18 protein-coding genes and 7 pseudogenes are annotated in these 25,091 nt (G+C 34.1%); 8 read left to right on the plus strand and 17 right to left on the minus strand.

The genetic code is table 11. The features are described 5' to 3' along the window. Positions 1–112 precede the first annotated feature (112 nt). Both F8162_RS03580 and F8162_RS03585 read left to right on the plus strand, forming a co-directional pair. Positions 113–469, plus strand: a complete 357-nt coding sequence (locus F8162_RS03580; protein ID WP_151634882.1) for a winged helix-turn-helix transcriptional regulator — start codon at positions 113–115, stop codon at positions 467–469. A gap of 728 nt (positions 470–1,197) precedes the next feature. Further along, complete coding sequence (locus F8162_RS03585) at positions 1,198–1,473, plus strand: hypothetical protein (RefSeq protein ID WP_001069278.1); 276 nt, start codon at positions 1,198–1,200, stop codon at positions 1,471–1,473. 67 nt (positions 1,474–1,540) lie between these two features. On the opposite strand, the pseudogene F8162_RS03590 reads toward F8162_RS03585, so the two are convergent. The 6 genes and pseudogenes from F8162_RS03590 to F8162_RS29015 all read right to left on the minus strand — a co-directional run bounded on the left by F8162_RS03590 (position 1,541) and on the right by F8162_RS29015 (position 4,969). Next, positions 1,541–1,763 (minus strand): annotated as a pseudogene (locus tag F8162_RS03590) (DUF2642 domain-containing protein). Positions 1,764–1,990: 227 nt separating this feature from the next. Next, on the minus strand, positions 1,991–2,224 hold the full coding sequence (locus F8162_RS03595) for a hypothetical protein (protein WP_014895257.1): 234 nt from the start codon (positions 2,222–2,224) through the stop codon (positions 1,991–1,993). A gap of 297 nt (positions 2,225–2,521) precedes the next feature. After that, entirely contained in the window at positions 2,522–2,668 is a 147-nt protein-coding gene (locus F8162_RS03600) for a BC1881 family protein (RefSeq protein WP_000738547.1), read from the minus strand. Between the two features lie 549 nt (positions 2,669–3,217). Next, entirely contained in the window at positions 3,218–3,679 is a 462-nt protein-coding gene (locus F8162_RS03610; RefSeq protein ID WP_000486312.1) for a CarD family transcriptional regulator, read from the minus strand. 217 nt (positions 3,680–3,896) lie between these two features. Continuing rightward, positions 3,897–4,555: pseudogene (locus F8162_RS03615) on the minus strand (acyl-ACP desaturase); the annotation flags it as partial. A 192-nt stretch (positions 4,556–4,747) separates the two neighbouring features. Continuing rightward, a complete protein-coding gene (locus tag F8162_RS29015; RefSeq protein ID WP_000609747.1) occupies positions 4,748–4,969 on the minus strand; it encodes a hypothetical protein in 222 nt (73 codons plus the stop codon). A 371-nt stretch (positions 4,970–5,340) separates the two neighbouring features. On the opposite strand from F8162_RS29015, the gene F8162_RS03625 reads away from it, so the two are divergent. After that, a complete protein-coding gene (locus tag F8162_RS03625) occupies positions 5,341–5,937 on the plus strand; it encodes a cupin domain-containing protein (RefSeq protein WP_000291468.1) in 597 nt (198 codons plus the stop codon). 203 nt (positions 5,938–6,140) lie between these two features. On the opposite strand, the pseudogene F8162_RS03630 reads toward F8162_RS03625, so the two are convergent. Both F8162_RS03630 and F8162_RS03635 read right to left on the minus strand, forming a co-directional pair. After that, positions 6,141–6,257, minus strand: a pseudogene (locus F8162_RS03630) (IS6 family transposase); the annotation flags it as partial. A 52-nt stretch (positions 6,258–6,309) separates the two neighbouring features. Next, a complete protein-coding gene (locus F8162_RS03635; RefSeq protein ID WP_151634878.1) occupies positions 6,310–7,725 on the minus strand; it encodes an exosporium leader peptide-containing protein in 1,416 nt (471 codons plus the stop codon). Positions 7,726–8,201: 476 nt separating this feature from the next. On the opposite strand from F8162_RS03635, the gene F8162_RS03640 reads away from it, so the two are divergent. Beyond that, positions 8,202–8,471 (plus strand): transposase, encoded by a 270-nt coding sequence (locus tag F8162_RS03640; RefSeq protein WP_225316023.1) that lies wholly within the window; start codon positions 8,202–8,204, stop codon positions 8,469–8,471. A 584-nt stretch (positions 8,472–9,055) separates the two neighbouring features. Here the strand turns inward: F8162_RS03640 and F8162_RS03650 are convergent. From F8162_RS03650 to F8162_RS03680, 8 genes and pseudogenes are all read right to left on the minus strand, one after another. Then, positions 9,056–9,385 (minus strand): hypothetical protein, encoded by a 330-nt coding sequence (locus F8162_RS03650; protein WP_151634875.1) that lies wholly within the window; start codon positions 9,383–9,385, stop codon positions 9,056–9,058. Between the two features lie 1,533 nt (positions 9,386–10,918). Further along, positions 10,919–11,150: pseudogene (locus F8162_RS28650) on the minus strand (protein phosphatase); the annotation flags it as partial. A gap of 27 nt (positions 11,151–11,177) precedes the next feature. Then, positions 11,178–12,163: pseudogene (locus F8162_RS03655) on the minus strand (NAD(P)-binding domain-containing protein); the annotation flags it as partial. A 96-nt stretch (positions 12,164–12,259) separates the two neighbouring features. Then, positions 12,260–12,469 (minus strand): annotated as a pseudogene (locus F8162_RS03660) (hypothetical protein); the annotation flags it as partial. A gap of 753 nt (positions 12,470–13,222) precedes the next feature. After that, complete coding sequence (locus F8162_RS03665; protein ID WP_151634872.1) at positions 13,223–14,380, minus strand: serine hydrolase domain-containing protein; 1,158 nt, start codon at positions 14,378–14,380, stop codon at positions 13,223–13,225. A gap of 509 nt (positions 14,381–14,889) precedes the next feature. Further along, positions 14,890–16,221, minus strand: coding sequence for an erythromycin esterase family protein (locus tag F8162_RS03670; RefSeq protein WP_151634870.1), 1,332 nt, complete (start codon positions 16,219–16,221; stop codon positions 14,890–14,892). 436 nt (positions 16,222–16,657) lie between these two features. Next, positions 16,658–18,247 carry a bifunctional metallophosphatase/5'-nucleotidase gene (locus tag F8162_RS03675; protein ID WP_151634868.1) on the minus strand — a complete coding sequence of 530 codons (1,590 nt, stop codon included), beginning with the start codon at positions 18,245–18,247 and terminating at the stop codon, positions 16,658–16,660. 385 nt (positions 18,248–18,632) lie between these two features. Then, positions 18,633–19,469, minus strand: a complete 837-nt coding sequence (locus F8162_RS03680) for an alpha/beta fold hydrolase (RefSeq protein ID WP_151634866.1) — start codon at positions 19,467–19,469, stop codon at positions 18,633–18,635. Between the two features lie 506 nt (positions 19,470–19,975). Here F8162_RS03680 and ycaC point away from each other — a divergent pair. The 4 genes and pseudogenes from ycaC (at position 19,976) to F8162_RS03705 (ending at position 23,877) form a co-directional block, all read left to right on the plus strand. Then, a complete protein-coding gene (gene ycaC / locus F8162_RS03685; RefSeq protein ID WP_000131218.1) occupies positions 19,976–20,620 on the plus strand; it encodes an isochorismate family cysteine hydrolase YcaC in 645 nt (214 codons plus the stop codon). A gap of 172 nt (positions 20,621–20,792) precedes the next feature. Continuing rightward, entirely contained in the window at positions 20,793–21,437 is a 645-nt protein-coding gene (locus tag F8162_RS03690) for a hydrolase (RefSeq protein WP_151634864.1), read from the plus strand. After that, positions 21,434–22,027, plus strand: a complete 594-nt coding sequence (locus tag F8162_RS03695) for an antibiotic biosynthesis monooxygenase (protein ID WP_061671943.1) — start codon at positions 21,434–21,436, stop codon at positions 22,025–22,027. The genes F8162_RS03690 and F8162_RS03695 overlap by 4 nt, the downstream gene beginning before the upstream one ends. Positions 22,028–22,040: 13 nt before the next feature. Continuing rightward, positions 22,041–23,877, plus strand: a pseudogene (locus F8162_RS03705) (amidohydrolase). Between the two features lie 320 nt (positions 23,878–24,197). Here F8162_RS03705 and F8162_RS03715 read toward each other — a convergent pair. After that, the gene (locus tag F8162_RS03715; protein ID WP_151634855.1) at positions 24,198–25,076 is read right to left on the minus strand and encodes a LysR family transcriptional regulator; all 879 of its coding nucleotides are present in this window, start codon (positions 25,074–25,076) and stop codon (positions 24,198–24,200) included. Positions 25,077–25,091 lie beyond the last annotated feature (15 nt).

Genomic DNA, 25,091 nt, shown 5'->3' on the forward strand with positions numbered 1-25,091 from the left:
TTTCTTTTGTTTATTAATGTTTACACTACTAAGATTACACCTTATAATCTTAATTACAATACTGACATATTTGTCACTATAAACATTTTTAAAGAGAAAGGACTGAAAATTAATGGTTATTCATTATAAGGACAAAGAATTTTTTACTGGAAAAGATTTGGCTTTATCTGTGATTGGCGGTCGTTGGAAAATAGCAATTATATGGTGTTTGTTACAACGTTCCCCATTAAGATTAAGTGAAATACAAAAAAAGCTACCTGAAGTTAATCAACGTATGTTGATTAGACAATTGAGAGAATTAGAAGATGATAAAATAATTACTCGATGTGTATACCCCGTAGTACCTCCTAAGGTTGAGTATGAACTTAGTAAAATTGGTCATCAACTAGAGAATGTTGTAACAGCCATCTGTGATTGGGGAGATGACTTTAGTGATTTTCTAGAAAAAGATTCGGACGAACTTAGTTGAAGAAACAAGTAAATATTGATTCATTAAAAATAGTGCGTAATTGTATGACTTAATCCATAAATTTGCATACAAAAAACCGATAACTTTGCATCGAATGCTGTAAAGTCATACGTAACGACTAGTTAAGATAATTAACGAAAATATACGCTAAGCAAATTCCGACATAAAATGAGCCGAATTTCCTACTCTAAGGAATATTCGGCCCATATGCTTTATTTAGGCTGTAAGCACAATTATTTGTTTGTTTTTGAATTTTTTTGTAAAATGAAAATTTCATCGATATATTCATTTCTAAATATTAAAATTATTTTATTGCAATTACGTGTCCATCTTTTACTTTCGCTTCAAAGATGATACTTCACTTTTGGTCCTAGTTCCCCTAGGACTTTTTTTATTCCATTAAGGATTAGCACCGTACTATCAAGCTAATAAATGTAAATACATCAAAAACAAAAAATCTCACTCCTTATCAATGTTTATTTATCTCTATTTTCATTATTTACATAGACAATGTATAAATAGGGGTATTTTTTAACGAGCTAGTAACAACAAAAAATCAAAATCATCAATACACATTATTGACCACATTTTAATTGATTCCCTGTACGTTAAAGAAGTAGTTTGTATATTTGAGTAGATGTGTGAGACAGATGTAAATTTAGGAGGATCCAATATTTTCTATTCAAACATGATACAATAGAAACATATCCAAAATGGAGGAACAACAAATGAATCCAAACACAAAACAGTTTATTTATGATATCCAGCAAAGAAAGAATAATTATATAGAAGATGTATTAACAGCAATACAACACCCTAAAAAAGAGCAATCTGAACAGGTCATTCAAAATATAGTAGAGAAGATGGATATGATGATTAGTTTAGTTACTACTTACATGAGGATTGAATCAGGATCAACGGCAGAATTAAAAGAACTTCAGGAAGAAATTATTCATGCTCAAGGATATATTCAAAAACGAAAATTTGAAGAAACACAGAGATAAAACCCTGTGTTTTTATTCAGTCGTCTATGACGCTAATCTGCTATAAATCCAATTAGATGTATTTTGATTATTGTTTTGGCATAATCCATACAATTTGTTGAATGCGTACAATATAACGGTACTGTATCTTCAATGAGCAAATGATCTGGTTTCACACCCTTTAACTTTCCTCTTACCGTTTCAATAACCACATGTTTACCAATTACCGATTGTAATGTCTGATATACGTAGTGATTAAGTATACTTACCATATATTTCTCACTAAAGTCATTTCCCTCCAAATAACACATTCTATAAGACTCCTTTCTAACTTACATTCTTTCTCTTAATAAATGATATAAATCTTATAAATATGCTAGAAGGATAATTCATTATATGAACGAAAATAACATTTTAATAAGGTGCATTTTCTATTCCTAAATTGCAAAAAATTATTTATATAAAGTTACTTTTACTAGTTAATAGGTGATGATATAGGGATACTTTGAATGTATATCCTTTCAAGATATGTATCATTTTAAATACGTCCTTTATTAGAGTACTGCTCATACTTTTTTTGAGATTCTTTCGTAATACGTGCGTTAAGTAAAATTGCCAACAATAAAAACACTCCATATTTTCCTCCTGTAGCTCCTATGATAATCACACTACTACAAACAAGTACAATTAATAGGATAAACGAAACTAAATAAATACGATCATAATTCTTTGACATCTTCTCGTATTTTATGCGTTCTTTCCTTGCATCCATCTAAATTCCTCCTTTAAATTATCCGTTTCACTATAAGATAAATCCCGCTCTTAAAAAGAAAACAATCTATCGTTTCAAATACTTAGTTTGTTTTTGATCAACTAATGTATATAAAATAAAAAGAAATCCTACCAATATTAAGCTTTCCACTATGATAATCCCCACCCTCTCCTTCCTTTGAACCCCATCACATCAGATGGAATATATGTATATCCTGTTATTAGCCGTAGCAAACAAAAAGGATCTTCCCTTCTCGTAAAGGCTGATCCTTTTTTTCGTTCATTCAACTATTTTTAGCTATTCTTGATTAATTAGAATCACAGCTGGTCCATCTACACGAATTCCACCAACTTCGATTTTTTCATAAGGCTCAACTGTAATAGAAATAATCCCTTCTCGCTTCTTTAATTCATTACTTAATTCTTTTGTTAACATTTTTTTCATGTGTGCACTCCTTCTTACTGCTTAATTTACTATTGTTATGTAAATAAGATTAAAAATGGTTTCCTGGTCTGGAAACCATTTTTTGTAGTTGACCATATGGTGTTACCAGTTCGTTTATCAATTTTACGTAAAGAAGATAAACAATTACTATTCACTGTCTCAGTAGATGTAAGGAACTCTTAAAGAGATAGCGGTGAGATTAATTGTTTTTTCTTCTAGAAATAATGACTTAGATAATATATTACCTAAAACAATGAAAGCCCTACCTCTCTTTCATCCTTACGGATCCTTGTCCGTGCCAGTGTGAATCAGGATTGCAAAAATCAAGTGACTATTTAATCAAGTTATTTGATGAAACTTTGAACGTTCGTAAAAGAAATTTAAAAATAAAAATGGATAAGATTGAAGTAATAACAAAAAGAGGTTCCTACTCTAAAAGTGAGTTGAAGAAGCTGAATGTCTTTGAAATGATTTACTTTTAATAATCATCATATTCCCGAAAAATTCAGGATATTTCCGGGGGATGTAATACATTATCTATAATGAATCTTAACAGAAACTTTTTATTTGATTTTCAGTGATTCCTTTAATTAATCCTAGTTCACTAATCAAAAATTCATGTGCGTTATCCAACATTTTTTTTTCGCTTGTATTCAGTGCCTTTTCTTTCTTCATACGCATTAAATCACGTACAACTTCAGCACCATCTTGTATTTCACCCGTTTTTATTTTGTCCGTATTCACTTTATACCTTTGTTTCCACGGCAATAATTTATCTGATTCTCCATGCTGAAAAATGTGTATAATGTGTTTTAATGCAAGTATATCAGTAACTGGGCGTATACTCGAACTTAGTATTTTACCCATAGGAATCATGACTTGCATATTACTGATTGACATTTTTATAACATAATACTGTTGTTTTTTTCCTGAGAATTCTTTTTCTTCTATGGCTTCAATTATACCTGCTCCGTGCATTGGATAAACAATGTTATCGCCAATTTGAAACATATAATCCACCTCCATATATGGTAACTTCCTTAACCTTAACACATATGTTATTTTTTATCAAATATTTTATAATATCATAAAATTATTTTTATCGTCAATAACTTTTTAACAAAAAATTAAATTAAGTAAAAAACATCCCAAAAACAATAGGGAGTGTGTCAGATTCCCCATAAAGGGAAGGGGAATTCCCCCGCTTATATTCTAAAATCTCTACTCATTAACGTAGATCAGTTTTTCCTTGAAAACGACCAAATCGATCACGTATTTTTTTCAATCTTATGTGGTATTCCAAAATCTCAATTTTTGCTTTTTCAGCTAAAGGTGCAATTGGTCGTAAGTCTTTTAACCCCCAATAATCAACCACTACATCAAGTACTTGATGTAGTGGTCCATAATTCGCTTCTTTTGCAATTACAGCCATTCTATTTTCAAAATTAGGCATGACAGCACCTCGCATTTTAAAATTCCTAATCACATTGGCAATATAATAGCAATAATTAGATTCCAATTCTAAATGTGTTCGAATGACGTCTCGATAAAACGCATATTGAAGAGTTTCCTCTTTTGCAAGACGGCTTAATAATGTAGCAAGATCTGGATCATGCTTACTTGCAATCTTAGCAACATTATTGTAAAACACCACCGTTGCAAGTTCTTGTAGCGTCGTTATACGTCATCGCTTCGATTGGTGTATGAAAATCAGGCTAAAATCCACCCTCAACGACTGACTTTCTTATAATTCATGTGATCGTTTAGAGTTCACACTTCGAGTGAGTAGTAAATATATCATAAATTCGAATGTTAATCCTCTTCTGAAGTCTAAGTATGTATAAAATCTGTAATAACAGAAAGAGACCCTTTAAAAGTCTCAGATAGTTAGAGAAAAAAGAGTATAGATATCTACACTCTTTTTTTATTTACATTCCTATATAGAGTATCAAGACAAGTTGTCTTAATGCTCTATATCAAGGGTGTTGCCAAGCCAAACAGACCAAAAACGAGGATTTTGGGAAGAGTTCCCCAGTGGTTGTATATACAGTTTAAAAGTAATTAAAAACAGAAGGATGATTAATAAAGTGGAATTGTTGTAAAAATGGTAGGATATATACTTTGAGGTGTATATTCTATAGAGGGATGATATTGTATGGTTTCATAATAAGGTATAGCGGGATGTTGATAATATGGCATATGCTGCATTGCATGATATACTGCATGCATTGTTGATTGAGCTCCATGGGTTGTATAGACTGAGCCTATTGCCCTGTTTTTAATACAGTAAGGATTTATCATAATAATTCACCTCAGTTAATAATTAAATAAACATTTATATAATATGTCTAAAAACTAAACCGTGTCACATCAGGATTATGCAGATTTATAACGATAATGAGATAAACCTATTCATACCAAGCATTATGAATAGGATATACGCTATTAATAATATAGCAAGTTGTTTATTTTAAATGCTTTAGAAGCTCTCAAATTGACTTATCAAAATTAAAATATAGGATTTAATTCCAGATTCCCCCCTGAAATCCATAATTGTTTCCGTACCCCTTTTATGCTAAAAAGCCTTCTTTACAAAAGTTACCTTTAGTCTAAGTACATTAACTTAACCAGTGCATAGGATAATTTTATAAAATCGTGAAGGGTTGATAAAAATGTACTATATTCCTTTTATGTATCCATGTCCTTATTATGTTAATGTACCGTATAACTATGGAAGACCGCCTGTTTACTGGACTTTCCCCAATGAGATAGAGTATGCAAACAGATTTGATTCTTTTAGTTTTTCCGACGGTGTTGGAAGTATTTCGTTAACAGATTATGGATCAGAACCATTTGTTGTTAATATAAATGAAGCAACAAAACAAAACAATAAGTATCGTACTGCTTTATGGACAGGTAAACATTTACAAGTTACCTTAATGAGCATCAATATTGGCGAAGATATTGGCTTGGAAATACATCCTAATGTCGATCAATTTTTACGTATTGAACAAGGTCAGGGGATTGTTCAAATGGGCAAGAGTAAAGATAATTTAAACTTTAAAAGAAATGTCTATGATGATTTTGCAATAATGATACCTGCGGGAACATGGCATAATGTAACTAATACAGGTAATATTCCGTTAAAACTTTACTCGATATACGCTCCTCCAAATCATCCATTTGGTACCGTTCATGTTACTAAAGCAGATGCATTGGCTATGGAAGAAAGTTATAGTCATAGCAATAAGAATACAGTTAGTTATTAATCAAGCTTTATTAATAAAAAAGAATGCACATTTTAATCTGTGTGCATTCTTTTTTATTAATCTATACATAAAGACTTTGCAAGAAACTCTAATAAAGTTGTGTTCCCAAAAGTAATGATCTTATTTTTTCGAAATTACATCGATATTCAATCTCTACTTTTTCTGACGGTTTCTTATACTTCATAAAAACCAAAACATGTCACCTACTTCTGCAAGGATATAGCTGTGTGAAAAAACTTGACTCTTAATATAGAATGTACACGTTTCTTAATAAAGTGATGCTCTTGTTCTACAATGTTATTCAAATATTTTGGTGGTCTTGTTTGGGGGTCATAGTAACATATTAAACTTCTAAATTACATCTATACAGTATCAAATCAACATAAGCCAATAACAACTAGTTAATGGCAGGTTAGGTGGCTCTGAGATTACCGTTGTATTATACCCCACAATAAAACTAAGTGGAATGGTCGCAGAAGCCCATCCTAGAGTGAAAAATTGATTTGCAATTGTATTACCCGAACTAAAAATAGGTGTTTGACCGATAGAACTCGAGTCAATTCCGATAATTCCCTTTCCGGCAGTATTTTGGATACTGTTACCATTAACTTCTATGAATTTAAATATAGTAAAGTCCGCGTTAAACAATAAAACAGGTACATTTCCTTCATTTACTGTTGTGTTGTTTAAAAGAAACAAACCAAAATTTGTACCAACAAATTCCTCGATATCTAACAGGTGTCTTAATGTAGCCGGAGATAAGTTGTCTTGTGTATTATTGCTTATTACTAAATTCCCTTGAAGTGTGCCTGAATTAACGGTTATATTGGTTATGATGATAAATCTGCATCTCGTGTTACCTGAGTCAGACACAAAGGTGTTACCGTCAATAATACTTTGCCCTGAAGTAGAGGAAATAATGATATAGAAGTATCCGTTGTTAGGTGAAGCAGCGGGTGCATAGGTAAAATTACAATTTGTTATTTGGAATTCAGTTGCTTTAATGGCGATACCGAGTTCGCATACTGAAATTTCACAACTATCAACATATATTCCTGTTGCTAACAAATTATTAATTGAAATAACAGACTCTACACTCAAAACAGAAGGGAAATTTTGGACAATTGACATATTACGAAAAATAACGTTAGATACTGTAACATTAAACATAGAGATTACAGTATTCAAGGTAGTAATGACGGTAGTTGCCCCTATTCCTTGACCCTCAATCGTTACCGATTTATTAACAGTAACAGTGGATGTAATTATAAAGGTCTCAGCGTCAAGTAATAACCTGTCACCATTATTAGCGACAGCTAAAGCTGCATCAATTGTAGTATAAGTCTGCGTTGAACCCACAGGAATTGTGGCACCGGTAGGTGCTGGAATAGCTCTGACCATTGGAGGCACTGGCTGAGAGAGCTTATAATATGTTCTCCCTGTGGATAGGTCAATGTAAATATCTCCTAAATTTCCAATAGCGCATGTGGGATCTCCAACCCCTGTTAAAACCATGGTACCTGTTTCTCCCGTTGGGCCTGTTTCTCCCGTTGGGCCTGTTTCTCCCGTTGAGCCTGTTTCTCCCGTTAGGCCTGTTTCTCCCGTTGGGCCTGTTTCTCCCGTTGGGCCTGTTTCTCCCGTTGGACCAGTTTTTCCAGTTGGGCCGGCTGGCCCAGTTGGGAAAGTAAATGAAGGAATTGCTGGAAACGTTGGCCCCACCAAATTAGAATCCAAAGCTCCAACCTGAATCCCTTCCCATTTCCTATGTTCATTTTGATTATCGAACATCTTAACACCTCCAAACAGAGTATGCTCATTCCTTAGATGAGGAAAGCGATTTTGCCTCTATGGTATTTTATGTGAGGAGATTCGCCAATTTACCTATATTATGAAAAAGCAAAAAATAAAAGACTCTGTTCGGTCCTGTTGCGAAGCATCTTAAACTAAGTTACAACCTTAAAAACAGACACAAGAAATGAGTGAAAATAAATCAAAATCGTATGGCAAACAAGTTATTATGTTATCTAAAACATTTGCTTCTAATCAACTATGTACCAATTCTGAATAGAAAAACAAAAAACTTAAAAATCTTGCAATTCGCGAGAGAAATTGCCTCTCTAAAACAATAACACCTTTTCAAGAAGGGACTGCACCTAAAAAAGACAGCCATACAGTATGAGATATTAATCACAGCATTATGAGGGGATACAGTAAAACTGAAACATAGTATAGAGATAAATTATTCTATATGAGAGGTGTTTCAGATGAAAAAACAGTATGATGAAATGTTTAAAAAACAATGTATTGAATTGGTGGTTAAAGAAGGGGGTACAATTTCCAGTATTCAAAGAGAATTTGACCTGGGGAACGGGACACTAAATGCATGGATAAAAAAATATTCTTCCCCATTTTTTGATGATGAGGTATCTGATATGAAAGAACTGCGTTCTTTACGAAGTGAAATCCTGTCATTAAAAAAGGAAAATGAATTTTCAAAAAAGGAAGCAACCTTCTTTGCTAGCAACCAAAACTAACACGTTTTCAGTTTGCAAGACGATATAATCAAATATTTGGAGTGCGCTGGATTACACTATATAATTGCTCATGAGACTCACAACATTATTCAACTCTCTGTTTGGTCAAGAGAAATAGAACTCATCCCCGTACCTACTAACTTTATTGGAAGAAAGTTTAAATCCATTCATTCTTATTAAACTAAATGGTGCGTTAGTGGTATACGGAAAATTCAATTAATCAGACTTTTTTATAAAAAACAGTTCTGAAAAATAATAAAAAGCCAGCGTTTTGTTCAATTACTGTTTAAAACAATGGCTTTTTATATGCATTGAAATTCCGTTCATACTATAATTACATCTAGAGACACATCCCTGTTTGGAGCAGTTAGCTTTTGCTAACTGCTCTTTTATTTAGAGTTGATTGTCACTCCTACTACAGCATTTTCATATGTTATTGTGTAGCCCCATCTTTTCAGTTGTAAGCTCATTCATTTTATTTCTTAAAAACCTTCATGAAGTATCCTTGCACTACACACTCCGAGGAAAAGCGCTGTTCGAAGGCGCTCTTTTTTATCCTAATAATATTCACGATTTTGTACATACTACTCATAAGCTGCTTTCTTAACAGTGTTTGCAGCCCGGAACCTTTTTTGGGAAAAGGAGCAGTTAGCTTTTGCTAGTTGCTCCTTTTGATTTGCATCCCAACCATGAATACAGTAGTTATATAAACTTCCATCAATATGCTCTGTACGTCCGTTGTATGTAACTTTCGTCCCACAAACTTCATTAAATCCTCGGACACTGCTTCTTGCTGTAAAAATATCATCTGAGTTTGCCAGGTAAATATAGAAGTGTACTAATCCTGTATTACGGACCATCGCTTTTCCTCTGCAATCTTTCTTCAATTTACTTCTTAATGTGTCAATGTACATCTATTTCACCACTTTTCTACAAAATGAAATTTTTATATACATAAATACCTGACTAAATACCTAAAATAATTAAAAGTTTAGGTGGTATTCAATGAAAACAGTACTCACAATCCTTAAATATTTATTAATTACACTAGGAATTACTTGCTTAATTATTTTAGGTTACATATGGTATTTTCCACATTAATTCAAATAGCGTTTTGTTCAAATTAACGACCATAAAACCGGACATATTTACCAGTATTTTTACCAATAAATTCATGATTACCTTAAATTTTTTTCACCTTTTAATTGGACAGGCATATGATATTTATGGAGGCATCCATTTATATCAATCTACCTTTCTTGTCAAAGGGCATACTTATATGTGTGCTCTTTTTCTTTGTTATGAAGAAACGCTTTGTTCACATTTCTGATACATTTATGAAACATTATTGAAATAACGATTTTATAATTCATCAACATCTTCATGCTCGCGTAATACATCTGTAAACATTACTGAATTTCTTGCTTTTCTCCTTAAAAACGTTATATACTACATTCGAAATAAGTGAATTTGCTTATTATCTTTTCTCATTTCCCATGTGACACAACCTTTTATTGAGCGCTAGGATCAATCCTAGCCTTTTTTACGCAAGATAAAGATTTTATTTAAACTCGCACCTACACAAAAAACCTACATACAATATTATGGGTATTCTTTTTCAATATTAGTTTTGGGCAGAGCGTCTTTCTCTCAAGGCGCTCTTTATTCTTTAATGACAGGCTCCATAACTCCAAGTAAGGCATACAATATAAAAAATTCACTCGTAAAAATCTGATTACGATTTTCTGAATTTTTTATATCTCATGAGACATTCACATACCTTACTAAGGGTGCATATAAAAATGCGCTCTTTTTATTTGTTGTTAAATCATGATTTAGTTTAAAGGTTGCACATAAACCATACGTACACATACGATATAATTGTAATCACCTTTTTCCAAGATGTATCTTGGCCATTGAGCGCCTTAAAAAGCACCTTTTATTTTTAATGTATACTTTTTGAAGCAATACATATATTTTAAATAACCTGTTATGTCTTCAACTAATATTTTAGTTCCACTCCACTTTTCTTTAGACAATACCCCTCCGGCTATTGTCTTTTTCTATATTCAATAAGAATTTCGTTAATGAATTTATAAGATTATCACCATTAGGCAAAAGCAACATATATTGTTATGGATTGTTGTTCATAATTTTGGGCGGAGCACCCTGATCAGGTGCTCTTTTTACATACTAATCATTGCGATGGGTAAGACTTTGAGGTTATCTTCATCTTTCCCCCTACTTAACACTGTACGTGCGACTTTCATCGCATACAGCGTCCCATCTTATTCTTCTATACTAAAGTAACTAAATTACAAACTTTACGGAGTCTGTTTATTTTCTTCAATTTTAATTTTACAGAATTTTTATTTGATTGTCCCATATATCAAATTCATAAAATAATAAAGTCTCAAAAACGGTAATGTTTTTGAGACTTAGATGAATTATACATATAAACGTTTCAATACTTGTTTCATTTCTGGTTTGATATTAATGCTTGAACGGATTTTTTTTGCTTTTTGTTCCGCTTCTTCTACGTTAGATGCATGGCCTAATTTTACTAATAATCCAGTTGCAACTGTCCCTGTACGATTTCATCCACCAGAGCAACGGAAAAATACTTTTCCCTCCTCGCTCTACAGCTTCTTTAACGGCTCCAATTGCATTTTTAACAGACCCCCATTAGCCTAATAATTTCTCCCTGGTAGGCGCATCGATGACTGTATGGATTAATGGAAGCCCAACCAACGATATAAGATTACCTGTATTTACAATCATCTCATGGACATCAGTAATTTTTATTTCTTGTTCACCTTGATGACCTACAATGTCCATTCCATTTTTCGTTCTAACTACGTATTGAATTTTATATAGTGTCATTACCTCACCGCTTCCTTCATCAACCAATTGATGAATACGGCTACCCAAGACGCCACACGCTTCCAGAGCATCTTTTCCCTCTCCTCCGTATGCTTCTTCCACACGTTGCTTTCCCATGATCCATATAATCTTAGTTTCTGGATAGAATTCCTTTAATTTTGCCAACTCTAACAAAGCATTGATTGCAGAATGACCACTTCCCACAACAGCTACATGCTTATTAGCATATCGCTTTTGTTCATTTCCTAAGATATCTGGAATACCATAAAAAATATGCTCGTTAAAAGATTGTTCTTCTTTCAACCAAATACCATTAGAATTTGACGGATTTGGATTTCCCCACGTACCTATGGCATCTAACACCACTCTAGCTTCATAAACTTGCAGTACACCTTCTTTTTTTGTATAAATCATGAATGGAATTTTTTCACGATTCGCTGTTTTCATTTTATCTGTGTCTTTCCTACCTATAGATAGTACTTTAGTATTCAAATGAATCGTTTGATTTTGGAAGGGTCTCCAGCGGCTGTAAGGATTGTTCTACAATTTCTTTCCCTGTTGGCAATGCTTTTATTTCTGGTGACTCCCAGCCACACTGTTCAAGAAGAGACAAAGCCGCTTTATCAATGTTATATTGCTAAGGTGAGGATACCCGCACATGGCCCCATGTCAGAATGTTTAATCCTATCTTGTCTCCACCTTCTAATAAGATGAATGATTCACCTTATTTTGCTAAATGTGCAGCTGCAGCCCCCTACAGGGCCTCCTCCAATAATGGCTACTGGTAACTTTTTCATTCTCTGCATATCAAATTTTGCTTCAAAAACTTTTCTTCTTTTGAGAAAAATTAAGATAACCTTTGATATAGTTATTAATTTTAATTTAACTCTATAAAAAATAGCAATATAAAATCTAGCCATTTTCTTAATTCCTAACGCTTTTAATGGCGGTGTTGCCGCTAATACGATTGATCCGCTTCGCTTTACATCTCCTACGACTGCCAATTTTGTATAACGTGGATCGAGTCCTTTTTTAATACATGAAACACTTGCATAAAAGCTACGAAGATCTACACAAAGAATAATACGATTCGGTAAAAGAGAATAATCATACAAGGTTATCACTCCTAACAAAAAGAACATTCGTTCTCATTATACACGAACTTATGTTCTTTTTGAAGGTATTTTTATGAAAATTTTGGTTAAAATAACCGTTATATCTGTGCGCTATCAATTAAGACAGGAAAAACTATGTATACAAAACCGCTAGAATTTCAAGTAACTCATAAGCATAAAACTACCAAAACAAACCAATTAAACCCTTATTACCAAAACATAATTTATATAAATTCCTTTGTTTCTTATATGTGTGAAGATAATAAAATACTATTCCCAAAACAAAAAAAGCAAAGATTTTTAATTTACTTCAGCTTTCCTCTCTCTAATACATATATTCCTCTAAATTTGATTTTTTCTTGTATATTTTTTCAGCAAAATCTCCTACATAGCGCATGTACCAAGATTCATCCGTATGACTAGTTACATTCTCCTTTTTTCTATTGTTAATAGCTTCATAATAAAAGCTATCACACAGCAAAATTGCGAAGTCTTAAATTAGACTTCGCACCTTATACAAATTTACAATTAGTGATAATACCCATACAAATACAATAGTATATACATAATAATCACTCATTATATCTGTTCTCTTTTAATCCGCCAATGCATAAACAAATCCTTTTACTTAGCTATCTCTCATGATTAGTTTGATTGTTTCTAGATACTTAATCCCCTCTATACTAATTTCAATCAGTAATCTATTCCGATTGAAATTACAAATAACAAAATTTATCCGATTTTCCTTTTTGCCTACTTGCTAAATTCAGCAAGTAAAATACTTTTAAAAGGATCAGGATTACTAAGGTTAAAGCTGTTTAAATTGATGGCCACTGTATGCTTGCCTCCAAGTGTTCCACCAACAAAAGTGGAAAACCCTAGAACGCCACCTCTGTGTCCCCATACCGAGACACAGTTCGGAAGCTTAGTTTCAAAGATTCCAAGGCCATATCCGGTTCCTTCTCTTTCTGTAGGCACTGTAGTAAGCATTTGTTTTAGTTGCTGTTCCTTCAGTAATTTGCCACTGAGTAAGTAAGAGAAGAATTTGTTTAAGTCGTCAGCAGTAGAAATCATATCTCCATCCGAGCTACCTGGGTTAATATAAGTAACATCTTTTAGCTCACTTGCTCCGTCTAGTTGGAAATAGCCACGGGCATGCTTGGTGCCTGGAATCACGCTTGAATTGCCAGGTAGGAATGTATTTGACAAATCAAGCGGTTCAATAATCCGCTTTTCAACCTCTTCCGCATAGCTATTTCCAGTTACTTTTTCAATAAGAATTCCCAGTACTACGTATCCTGTGTTTGAATAAGACCAACCCTTTCCTGGAGCAAAGTCTGGCGGAAGTGAAATCCCCATCTTTACGAATTCTTCAGCCGTATACGATTTTTTTGTATCCATAATATCAAAGTCTTTTGAATTTATATAGTCAGCAATACCACTTGTATGATTCAAAATTTGCCGAATCGTAATCTGGTTGCCATCATATCCGTTTCCTTGAATGACACCAGGCAACCATTTTTCAATGGAATCGTCTAGATTCAAACGGTTCTCCCCAGAAAATTGAAGTAGAACTGTTGCAATGAACGTTTTCGTCACACTGCCAATGCGAAAGCGAAAATCTGCTTTCATTGGTTTCTTTGTTCTTAGATCCGCTATCCCAGCGGCATAACTCCAAGTTTTACTACCCTTAGAAATTTGAGCGAGTATTCCCGGGTATCCAAGTTGCAGTGCATCCCGCATTGCTTTCTTAACGGAAGTACGATCGTATTGAATATTAGTTTGTAAAGAACTAGATACATTTTGGATAGGTTCTGCTTTTACAATTGAGGTTGGTGTTATGTATAACAGGGAACTTCCAGCTATTAAAAGTGCTAGACTTGCGCATGTAATTTTATTGCGTGTTTTCATAAAGTATTCATCTCCTCTATTTAAATTGTAATTATCGTACTCATCATTTATTTTCACAAATCACCATTGCGTCCTAACAATCGGTAAATCCCTCTTTTTCCACATGCGTATTAACCATAGAAAATACTTCTTGTCCTTGAAACACTCTTGTTACTGATTGTTTTATATGTAGGCCGTACTTGTTTCCCCTTTTCACGCCTCCTTATATTTTTATCCTACACAAAGAAAATCTCTTTTTCCTTACCTATCCCTTACAAATTCCTTACATTCGAAATCGCTTCTAAAATAATAAGATTGAAGGAGCATCTGTGCCCGAAAGCGCAAAAAAACACCGATGTTTATCGCTTCGGTGTTTTTTGCGCTTTAAATATTGAAGATATATTTTAGTCTTAACAGGTTAAAATTCCATTTTTCCCTAATAAAATTATTCTCCTTGTTCTGTCAACACAAATTTCATAGTGTTATATGAAACACTTCTCACGTTGTCATTTAGGCACATTATTCTAATTTTATTGATGCAGTTGAGATGGACTCACTTTTTGAATTTGAACGAGTATATCAAATGATTTACCTAGTGATATATCAACAGTTTTTGGTCTATCAGGTCCTTCGGTAGCTATCCCAGCGAAAATTGGATGTTGTTCGTTTAACCAAGTTTTTGTCACTCCGTTCGCCTTACGTAAATCAATAAAAAATTGATCTTTTTTGACCTGTCCAAAGATGTAGTTATAACTTTTTGGATCATCTGATTTTAATGTTCCATATGGGCCAAATTCACCGTCACTATTATAAACATTATATTGTCCTTCGTAAACTGACGTTCCAATAGATACATACCGTTTCCCATAATATTCTGCTAAATGTTGCCCTGCTACTTTAGGGTATATAAAAGGTATCATATTTGTTTTCGAAACGTGCCCATTATGTCCCCAAACAATGGTTTTTCCTAAATGTTCTTCAGTCCACTTTGCATTTTCATACATTGCGATATCATGTTTCAAAAACATATCCGATGGTTTATCAGGAGGTGACGCTAACATTGTAGTAAACTGTTCAATAATACGGGCATTTTGTTTTATCCATGCGAACTCTTTGGATTTTCCATTTAGATAACTTTTATTTTGTTCTAATAAAGCACTGATTTGTTTAGTATCTGAAATATACTTTTCTTTTTCTTTTTTCGAAAGGCTCTCAAAAGTATTCATATCCTTTGTTACAGGAATAAGACCTTTTATCTTCGCTTCTATTCTAGGCACAAAATCTGAATTGGTTCTTTTTATATATTCTATTATATTATTATAAACATTCTCATTTACTGATTGAATATCCATCCCGATGACACGCACTTTAGATTTATGTTTTGGATTAGCATTATATTGCCGAATCCAATCAAGTAAATCCAACATTTCTTTCGTTTTAAATGTAGGTGATAGGTGTTGGCTTGGGTTTCCCTTACCAGTAAGAACATATTTATCAAGTTCCAAAGCTCTGTCCCATCCCTCTTCTAAAACTAAGTTGGTAAAGCCCTTTTCAGATACTAAGTATTTAACAATGCGGTGTTTCATCGTAAAAACTTCATGAGCCCCATGCGTAGCTTCACCTAAACCTACGATTGAAGCTGAACCTACCATATTCTTAAGTGGTTTTAAATCATTAAGAGATGCAGTTGGATTAGTTGTTTTTAAAGGTTTTGCATGTGCTTCTAACCATTCCGCTATTTGATTTGTATTGTATGGAGCTGTAACAGAAACTTCTGTTTTCGAATCTGCATAAGTACTTCCTACAAAATTAGTCAGTATTATAGCAGAAGCACTAAGTGCAATAATTATTTTCTTTTTCATAAAAACCTCCTGAAATACTTCTTCATTAATTTTTGACATACTATAAAGACTACCGTTTCAACCATTACCTTTCTTATTACTGTTAAGATACATTTATTCTAATCCCTAAAACTCTCTTATTCCTTAATAGGTTCTTAAGAAATCCTTAATTCACTCATACGAATATAAAACTACATGAGCTTCAATCTATTGTAGTGTAGTTAATATTGGGCTAATAGGAAGTTCCAAATTTTGTTTTTTGCAATGTATTCTCTTTATCATAGGGTTAGTTTAGGGGTGATTTTTTGTTTACTTCATTTTTTTCGGCACTCTGCATCTAGACGGTATACCCATTGGCCACAGTAAGACTTTATTTCAAACCCACAAAAAATAGATTACCTGCACACGAAAAAGTATAGTGTACAGGTAATCTATTTTTTGTGAGATTAATAAAAAACTAATTTATTTTTTGAATTCTTCCATCAATAATAGACTGAATTGGTTCTTTTGATTTTTTTATATAATCTACTAATGCTTCAAAGTCAGTTGGTCCTGTTTCAGCATCTTTACCGTTTTTAAAGGATACAAATCCATCTCCACCTGAAGCTAAAAATGCGTTAGCAACGACGCTGTAAGTTTTAGAAGGAATGATTTCTTCTCCATTTGTTAAGCGAATACTTGTTACTTTTTCTCCATTAGGCTTGTTCGCATCCCAAGTGTATTGGATCCCTGAAATTTGAAGCATTCTTGTTATGTCTTTTTGCCATTGTTGATTTAAAATATCACGAATGTCTTGGCCTGTTAAATTTACTTTTATTAATTGATTTCCGAATGGTTGAATACCATATATCTCTCCCCATGTAATATCACCAGCATCTAAGTCATTACGAATACCACCAGGATTCATAAGTGCAATTTGAGATTGCATTGTTGTACGCTGGGCATCAGCAACTAAATTTCCAAGAGTAGATTCACCAGCCGTATTGAGTTTGCGATCTAGTGGAGCAATAGACTTACCTACAACTTCATTAACAAGAGGTGCGATTTTCGCTTGATATTTCTCCATCTTCTTCTTTATTTTTTTATCAGGCTCCATGCCTTCATGGTAAGTTGTAACAATTTCTGCTTTTTTCTCAACAATATCTTGTGTTTTACGATCAATCTTTACATCAACATCAGCAAAAGCCATACCGTAAGAATTTGCTTGTACGACAAGTTTATTATTAACAGTTCCATTTACATAAGTGTGGCTATGCCCACCAAAAATAACATCGACTTCTGAATCAGTCTCATTTGCTAATCGGACGATATCACCATTTGTTACGCCGTTCCCATCTGTTGTACCTCCGTTATGCGCAAGAACAACGATAGATTTAACGCCTAGTTTTTTTAATTGCTTTACGGATTTGTTAATAGCTTCAACTTCATCTGTAATTTCCACATTCTTTAGCATAGTAGGCATAACAAGGTTAGGAACATCCGTTGTTACGACTCCGATAAATCCAACAGGAACTCCTTGTACCTTTTTTATAGTGAATGGTGGTAAAAATAAACGACCAGTGGATTTATTATGGAAATTTGCGGCAACATATGGGAATTTTGCTCCTTTAAAATTCCCTGTTTTTTCATGGTATCCACCATAAATAAGGCGGTTCATTTCCGCAACACCTTCATCAAATTCATGGTTTCCTATAGTCCCAACATCGAATTTCAAATCATTTAGAAATTCAATCGTAGGCTCGTCTTGTAATAATGCTGAAACAGGAGTACTTGCTCCAACAACATCGCCAGCATGTACCTTTAATGTATTTGGATTTTGTTTTTCACGATCACGTAAATAAGCCCCTAAGTACTCAATTCCCCCTGCATCTTTATTGTTAATTTTTTTTACAGTGTCTAGTTGCCCATGAAAATCGTTAATACCGAGCATTTGCACATCTATGTATCGGTTTGGTCCTGTACTTGCTTGGGCTGAAGGCGCAGCAAATACACTAGTAAAAGTAACTGTACTTAGTGCTAAAGCAACTGGAATGATTTTTTTCAACATAAAATTTCTCTCCCCTAATTAAAATCTGACATAATACGATGTTATTTTAATATATTAAGAGAATTATTTCTATAAAAATTCAACTAATTATAAAAATTAATAAAATTTTATTGTTTTCTGACAAAAAACTTCTTTCTCTTGAGGATTATTCAAAATATTATCTTGATAGTAATATAGCAATCCACCTAAGAGACCTAGAAAAAGCTAATCCATACATTTTAGCTGGTAAGAAGAATATTCAATTCGAAACTAATGGAGTTTTATCAACCTAACATCTCAATATCACCATTTAAAAAGATGCTCCTGGATTTATCCAAGAGCATCTTTTATAAAGCTTTATTTTTACTTGTTTATAATTTATCAATTAACAATTATATAGTTGTAATCAGTCTTTTAAAAATAATAGGAGTGCTTCATTAAATTCTTTGGCATGCGTTGCATTTAGCCCATGTGGACCACCCTTTATTAACGTTACTTTAGAATTAGGTATTGCTTCATGTGTTAATTTCCCACTATATTCAAATGGTACAGTTGCATCTGAATCACCATGAATAACAAGGGTAGGTATATTAACCTTGGCTAAATCGCCTCTGAAGTCTGTTTTGCTGAAAGCAGCGATACAATCTAGTGTTCCTTTAGGTGATGCACCCGCAGCGATATCCCTATTGTAAAGTCGAAATGGTTCACTAACTAAGTCAGTTCGATCTCCAGCAGCAAAAAATCCTTTCGTAAACTCATCAAGGAATGCTAGGCGATCACTTTTTACTCCATTTTCAAATCCTTGAATTGCTACATCATCTAATACACCCTCAGGATGATTTGCTGACTTGTAAAGGAATGGTGGTACAGCTCCTGCAAATACAGCCTTCTCTACTCTATTAGTTCCATATTTCCCAATATACCTGGCTACCTCACCTCCACCCATAGAAAAACCAACAAGTGTGACATTTTGAAGCTCTAACTGTTCTAATAGTTGATGTAAATCAGAAGTAAAGGTATCATATTCATACCCTTCCCACGGCTGAGATGATTTTCCAAAACCTCGACGATCATATGTTATAACTCTGTATCCAGCCTCAACAAGAGCGGGAACTTGGTATTCCCAAGATCGACCACTTAACGGCCAACCATGAATGAGTACAACTGGTTTCCCTATACCATAATCCTCATAATATATCTCAATTGGTGCTTGATTTTCGGTTCCTACAGTAATTTTTGCCATTCTCCTACCTCCTTTAAAATTTATCCTTTTCTTTAATAATCCGATGAATCTCATAACCTATTTATGCACATTTATATTGTGAACGCTAAGCATGAAACTCTATTGTTCCGATAAATTCATTTTCTGTTTATGGAACACTTCCTCATCTCATACCTTTTTCATCACGAAGTATTTGCTAAACATTCTTCATATTCAATTCTAATAACAAAAATAGGAGACTATCAATATCGTTCTATCTATAGAATGTATAGGTAAAACCAATTAATTTTATAATGAAAATAACTATAGTTACCACCTATACAAATTATAGATAATTTAGAATTGATTAACCAATTAGTTTTCAAATACTATAAATTTGTATAGCGCTTCATGTTCCGTGAATGCTGCTATAACTCATATTAACGGTCAGTTTAGTTACAAACTAATCGTAACAAACGAAGAAATTTAGAATGATATTCCACTGTTTAGAATTTCTTCGATTACTTAATTTTTAGGAGGAATACATAATGACTGATCTCTATTCTCGTATTAACAAAGATGATGCTGTCGTGCTTTTAGTAGATCATCAAACTGGTCTTATGTCCGGACTAGTACGTGACTATGGTGTTGATGAATTTAAGAACAATGTTTTAGCGCTTGCTCACACTGCTAAGTTTTTTGATTTACCAGTTATTTTAACAACTAGCTTTGAAAACGGACCTAATGGACCTTTAATGCAAGAATTGGTTGATCTTTTTCCTCACGCACAAAAAATAGCTCGACCTGGACAAATTAACGCATGGGATAATGATGATTTTGTAAAAGCAATCGAAGAAACTGGAAAAAAACAACTTATTATCGCGGGCGTAGTTACGGACGTTTGTGTTGCTTTCCCGGCACTTTCCGCTATAAAAGCTGGCTATGAAGTATTTGCTGTTACTGATGCTTCAGGAACTTTCAGTAAACAAGTTGCAGATGCTGCCAATACGCGTATGGCACATAATGGCGTACAACTTATGAACTGGTTTAGCGTAGCTTGCGAATTACAACGCGATTGGCGCAACGATGTTGAAGGTTTTGGCAATTTACTTGCTAGTAATCTTCCAGGTTATCAAAATATAATTGGAAGCTATTTGGGAGCTCAACGAGATCTTAGTAAACAAAATGCATAAATATATTCCAAAGAAATAGCTTTAAATTACTTTTTTTAAAGTAGATAGTATAGATTTAGTGCTGATTAAATCAGCACTAAATTGTAAATTAAAAAGTATAGCAAAGCTTTTATTTTTATGATTACAGCTTAAATTAACTTTTTGCAAATAATAAAAAAAGGAGCATTTTATTATGAGTAATTTAGAATTATTAAATCCAGAGAACAGTGCCTTAATTTTGATTGATTTTCAACCTCAAATGACTTTTGGAGTTGCAAGTATTGATAGACAAACATTGATTAATAACGTTATGTTGCTTGCTAAATCAGCAAAAACTTTTAACGTACCTACTATTCTTACTACAGTGGAGACACGCAGCTTTTCTGGTTATTTTTGGCCACAAATTCTTGACATATTCCCAAACCATGAAATTATAGAACGCAGTTCAATGAACTCTTGGGAAGATCAAAAATTTGTTGAAGCAGTTAAAGCAACAGGTAGAAAGAAATTAATATTTGCAGCACTTTGGACTGAAGTTTGCCTTGCATTCCCTGTGCTTGAAGCAATTAAAGCTGGCTATGAGGTGTATGCAGTTGATGATGCTTCAGGTGGTACTAGTTTGACAGCACATAACGCTGCTATGCGTCGTGTAGAACAAGCTGGTGCAATTCCAGTGACAGCAATTCAAGTTTTACTTGAATACCAACGTGACTGGGCATACAAAGACACTTATGATGCTGTAATGGAGATTGTAAAGGAACACACTGGTGCTTATGGTCAAGGTGTAGAATACGCATATACTATGGTGCATGGCGCGCTTCCAAGCAGGAAAATATGAAGCATGAAGGAATAGCTGTCGAAGAGACTCATACAGAGAACACAATGGATACTGCTGATCCAGTAACAACGATTGTTACATGGGAAATTCAACAAGGTAAAGAAAAACAGTTTGAAACATGGAGACATGAAATCGAAGCTGCCGCTACTAAATTCCCAGGGCATTTAGGCGTAAATCTAATAGTCCCTAATAATGAATCCAGAGAGTATACTGTTATTTTTCGCTTTGATACGTATGAACATCTACGTGCTTGGCAAGAATCAGATGTTCGCCGAGATTTGTTAAAAACGGCAGAACCATTTCAAGTTACTAATCCAACTTACAAAACTGAAAGCAGTTTGGCTTATTGGTTTGTTACTCCGAAAACGCCAATTCCACCGCCAAAATGGAAAATGTCTATCGTTACCCTTCTGGGTGTATGGCCTCTTAGCATGTTAGTTCCTAAATTGATAGGACCTATTATAAAACATATGAATCCTATTATGTCCGCTTTTTTTGTTTCTGTATGTATAGTGTCCTTGCTATCATGGGTAGTTATGCCAATTTTCGGTAAATTATTTCATCCATGGTTACAAAATAATAGGAAGTAGACGAGGTGTGAATATGAATTTACCGGATATGATCTTATATAACGGAAAAATTACTACCCTTGATCCCTCTCAACCTGAGGTATCTGCTATCGCCATAACTGATGGTTTAATAACTGCATTAGGTGGAGATGAGCTTCTTAATAGTGCCACAGAAAAAACAAAAAAAAATAGACCTTAAAAGAAAGAGAGCAATTCCAGGCCTGAATGATTCTCATATACACGTTATTCGTGGTGGTCTTCATTATAATATGGAATTACGATGGGAAGGTGTCCCTTCACTTGCCATAGCTCTCGAAATGCTCAAAGAACAGGCAAGGCGTACACCTGCTCCTCAGTGGGTAAGAGTAGTTGGAGGTTGGTCTGAATTTCAATTTAAAGAGAGACGGTTGCCAACTCTGGAAGAGATTAATGCTGTTTCTGAAGATACGCCTGTCTTTGTGCTACATCTTTACGATAGAGCACTTGTAAATCGTGCAGGGCTGCGTGCACTGGGATACACAAAAGATACCCCAGACCCTCCAGGATGCTTAATTGAGCGGGATAAACGAGGTAATCCAACGGGCCTTTTAATTGCAAATCCTAATGCTTCTATTCTTTATTCAAGTCTGGGTAAGGCTCCAATACTTAATTTTGACGACCAGATTAACTCAACTCGGCATTTTATGCGCGAATTAAATAGATTAGGTATTACAAGTGCCATTGACGCAGGTGGTGGTTTCCAAAATTACCCTGATGACTACAAAGTTGTTGAACATTTAGCTGAGAAAGAACAATTAACTTTGCGTATTGCTTATAATCTATTTACGCAAAATCCTAATCATGAATATGAAGACTTTGCTTCATGGGCAAAAATTGTTTCTCCCGGTCAAGGAACTGATAAGTATAAAATGAATGGTGCTGGAGAAATGTTAGTATTCTCGGCAGCCGATTTTGAAAAATTTCAAATGCCACGGCCTGAACTAGCTACGATGATGGAAGCTGACTTAAAGAAAGTAATTTCTCTATTGGTAGAAAACCGTTGGCCATTCCGTTTACATGCAACTTATGACGAGTCAATCACACGATTCCTAAATGTATTTGAGGAAGTCAACAAAGAAATTCCTTTTAATGGTCTAAGATGGTGGTTTGACCATGCAGAAACAATCTCAGATCGTAGTATGGAACGTGTTAAGGCTTTAAATGGCGGTATTGCCATCCAAGACCGCATGGCTTTTCAAGGTGAATACTTTGTTGATTTATACGGAAAGGAAGCTGCAAAGCGTACTCCCCCAATTTATCGTATGTTAGACCTAGGTATACCTGTTGGTGCCGGTAGTGATGCGACTAGGGTTTCCAGCTATAACCCTTGGGTCGCTCTTTACTGGATGGTTGCCGGAAAAACCATTGGTGGTCTTTCGATATACGATGAAAAAAATAAACTTGATAGAAAAGTAGCCCTGGAATTATATTCAAAAGGAAGTGCGTGGTTCTCTGGTGATGAAGGTAAAAAGGGAACCCTTGCAGTAGGTCAGTTTGCTGATATTGCTGTATTGTCTGCTGACTACTTTACTGTGCCAGAAGAAGAAATCAAGAACCTTGAATCATTACTCACCATTATGGGTGGGCAGGTTGTTTATGGAAATGATGAATTTAAAAATTTATCACCTGAATTGCCGCCAGCATCACCTGATTGGGCACCGACGGGAGTTTATGGTTATGGTGGCGCTAACCTAGCCCACACTATACTTTCTCACGATTCCCATGATAACAAGTTACATAGTTGTAGTAACCCTCTCCATCAACACACTCATACCGTGATAGGAAAAGATGGAACTAAATGGGGTATTGGTTGTACTTGCTTTGCTTTCTAAGTCAAAACCACCAGTATAATGCCGGTGGTTTTCTTTCTATAATAAGGATATGTAAATTCGAAATAGCATTGTATATCCCTATTGGAATCTATTACTATGCGATAAGACCGCAGAGTTGATGGATTAACTTGCCTTATTTTTATACCCTTCTCTCCGTGCAAAGTCTGCCCTTTTTCCCTTAAGTAAAAGTCAATGGCATTCCCATTTGAAGCGACTATACCACACATATAAATCTACTTGCCCTTTGACTGTGATTTAGGACTTATCCCAAGAGTTATGTATCATTTTTAATTCTCACACTATAATCATTATTATTTCTATTAGACTAATACTTTTTCAGGATCATGTAACTTTTGCATAAAGATACGTGCTGCAAAACTTAAAAATTTATCATCAAAGTGAATCAGATTAATATCTTGACTTGGTGTCGGATCAATAATACGAACTATGCTCAAATTATCATTATTAACAAATTCAACTAGTGAAAGAGGTATTATAGCAACCCCATGTCCATTGCATACAAGGCTCAATAGAGAAATGGAAGATTTTGTTTCTATTTTTGCTTCAGATAAAGATAGCCCTAAACTCTCACAATATATTTTAATAGATTCACGACAACTACATGAAACCATTATTCTACTCAGCCCTACTAATTCTCGAAAAGAAACAAATGATGTTTCATTCAAAGGATGGTTTTTTGGAACTACAAGGACAAGCTCTTCACTATACAGAAGGGTGCTTGTTAATTTGTCTGGAATTTGAGCACTACGTGTAATTCCTAAATCAATATTTTTGCCAACGATTTGATTTACAGCAACTTCGGATTCTATAATTTTTACTATGATGTTGGGATAATGTCGTTGAAACTTTATAATATAAGGTGTTAAATAAGTGAGATCCTCTAATAAACCTCCTATAGTAATTACACCTCTTTTTACACCCTTTAATTCAAAAATTTCATTATAAACGTCATCAAATTGTTGCATGATAAATTTTCCTTTATCAAATAGCAGCTTACCCGCTTCTGTCATTTTGATACCTCTTCCAACTCGATGAAACAAGGGTGTATCAAGCTCCCCTTCTAACACACGGATTTGTTGACTTAAAGTCGGCTGTGAAATACCTAAAACTTCCGCAGCTTTAGTAAAACTACCATTATTACAAACCTGAATAAAATACTCTAAATGACGTAATTCCATTCTTGATACCCACTC

It is taken from the genome of Bacillus sp. CH140a_4T, from assembly GCF_008923725.1.
GTDB lineage: Bacteria > Bacillota > Bacilli > Bacillales > Bacillaceae_G > Bacillus_A.

Excerpts from the sequence above, each read along its gene's own strand:
- F8162_RS03580 (WP_151634882.1), top strand. The coding sequence starts at position 113 with ATGGTTATTCATTATAAGGACAAAGAATTTTTTACTGGAAAAGATTTG.
- F8162_RS03585 (WP_001069278.1), top strand. The coding sequence starts at position 1,198 with ATGAATCCAAACACAAAACAGTTTATTTATGATATCCAGCAAAGAAAG.
- F8162_RS03595 (WP_014895257.1), bottom strand. The coding sequence starts at position 2,224 with ATGGATGCAAGGAAAGAACGCATAAAATACGAGAAGATGTCAAAGAAT.
- F8162_RS03600 (WP_000738547.1), bottom strand. The coding sequence starts at position 2,668 with ATGAAAAAAATGTTAACAAAAGAATTAAGTAATGAATTAAAGAAGCGA.
- F8162_RS03610 (WP_000486312.1), bottom strand. The coding sequence starts at position 3,679 with ATGTTTCAAATTGGCGATAACATTGTTTATCCAATGCACGGAGCAGGT.
- F8162_RS29015 (WP_000609747.1), bottom strand. The coding sequence starts at position 4,969 with ATGATAAATCCTTACTGTATTAAAAACAGGGCAATAGGCTCAGTCTAT.
- F8162_RS03625 (WP_000291468.1), top strand. The coding sequence starts at position 5,341 with ATGTACTATATTCCTTTTATGTATCCATGTCCTTATTATGTTAATGTA.
- F8162_RS03635 (WP_151634878.1), bottom strand. The coding sequence starts at position 7,725 with ATGTTCGATAATCAAAATGAACATAGGAAATGGGAAGGGATTCAGGTT.
- F8162_RS03640 (WP_225316023.1), top strand. The coding sequence starts at position 8,202 with ATGAAAAAACAGTATGATGAAATGTTTAAAAAACAATGTATTGAATTG.
- F8162_RS03650 (WP_151634875.1), bottom strand. The coding sequence starts at position 9,385 with ATGTACATTGACACATTAAGAAGTAAATTGAAGAAAGATTGCAGAGGA.
- F8162_RS03665 (WP_151634872.1), bottom strand. The coding sequence starts at position 14,380 with ATGAAAACACGCAATAAAATTACATGCGCAAGTCTAGCACTTTTAATA.
- F8162_RS03670 (WP_151634870.1), bottom strand. The coding sequence starts at position 16,221 with ATGAAAAAGAAAATAATTATTGCACTTAGTGCTTCTGCTATAATACTG.
- F8162_RS03675 (WP_151634868.1), bottom strand. The coding sequence starts at position 18,247 with ATGTTGAAAAAAATCATTCCAGTTGCTTTAGCACTAAGTACAGTTACT.
- F8162_RS03680 (WP_151634866.1), bottom strand. The coding sequence starts at position 19,469 with ATGGCAAAAATTACTGTAGGAACCGAAAATCAAGCACCAATTGAGATA.
- ycaC (WP_000131218.1), top strand. The coding sequence starts at position 19,976 with ATGACTGATCTCTATTCTCGTATTAACAAAGATGATGCTGTCGTGCTT.
- F8162_RS03690 (WP_151634864.1), top strand. The coding sequence starts at position 20,793 with ATGAGTAATTTAGAATTATTAAATCCAGAGAACAGTGCCTTAATTTTG.
- F8162_RS03695 (WP_061671943.1), top strand. The coding sequence starts at position 21,434 with ATGAAGCATGAAGGAATAGCTGTCGAAGAGACTCATACAGAGAACACA.
- F8162_RS03715 (WP_151634855.1), bottom strand. The coding sequence starts at position 25,076 with ATGGAATTACGTCATTTAGAGTATTTTATTCAGGTTTGTAATAATGGT.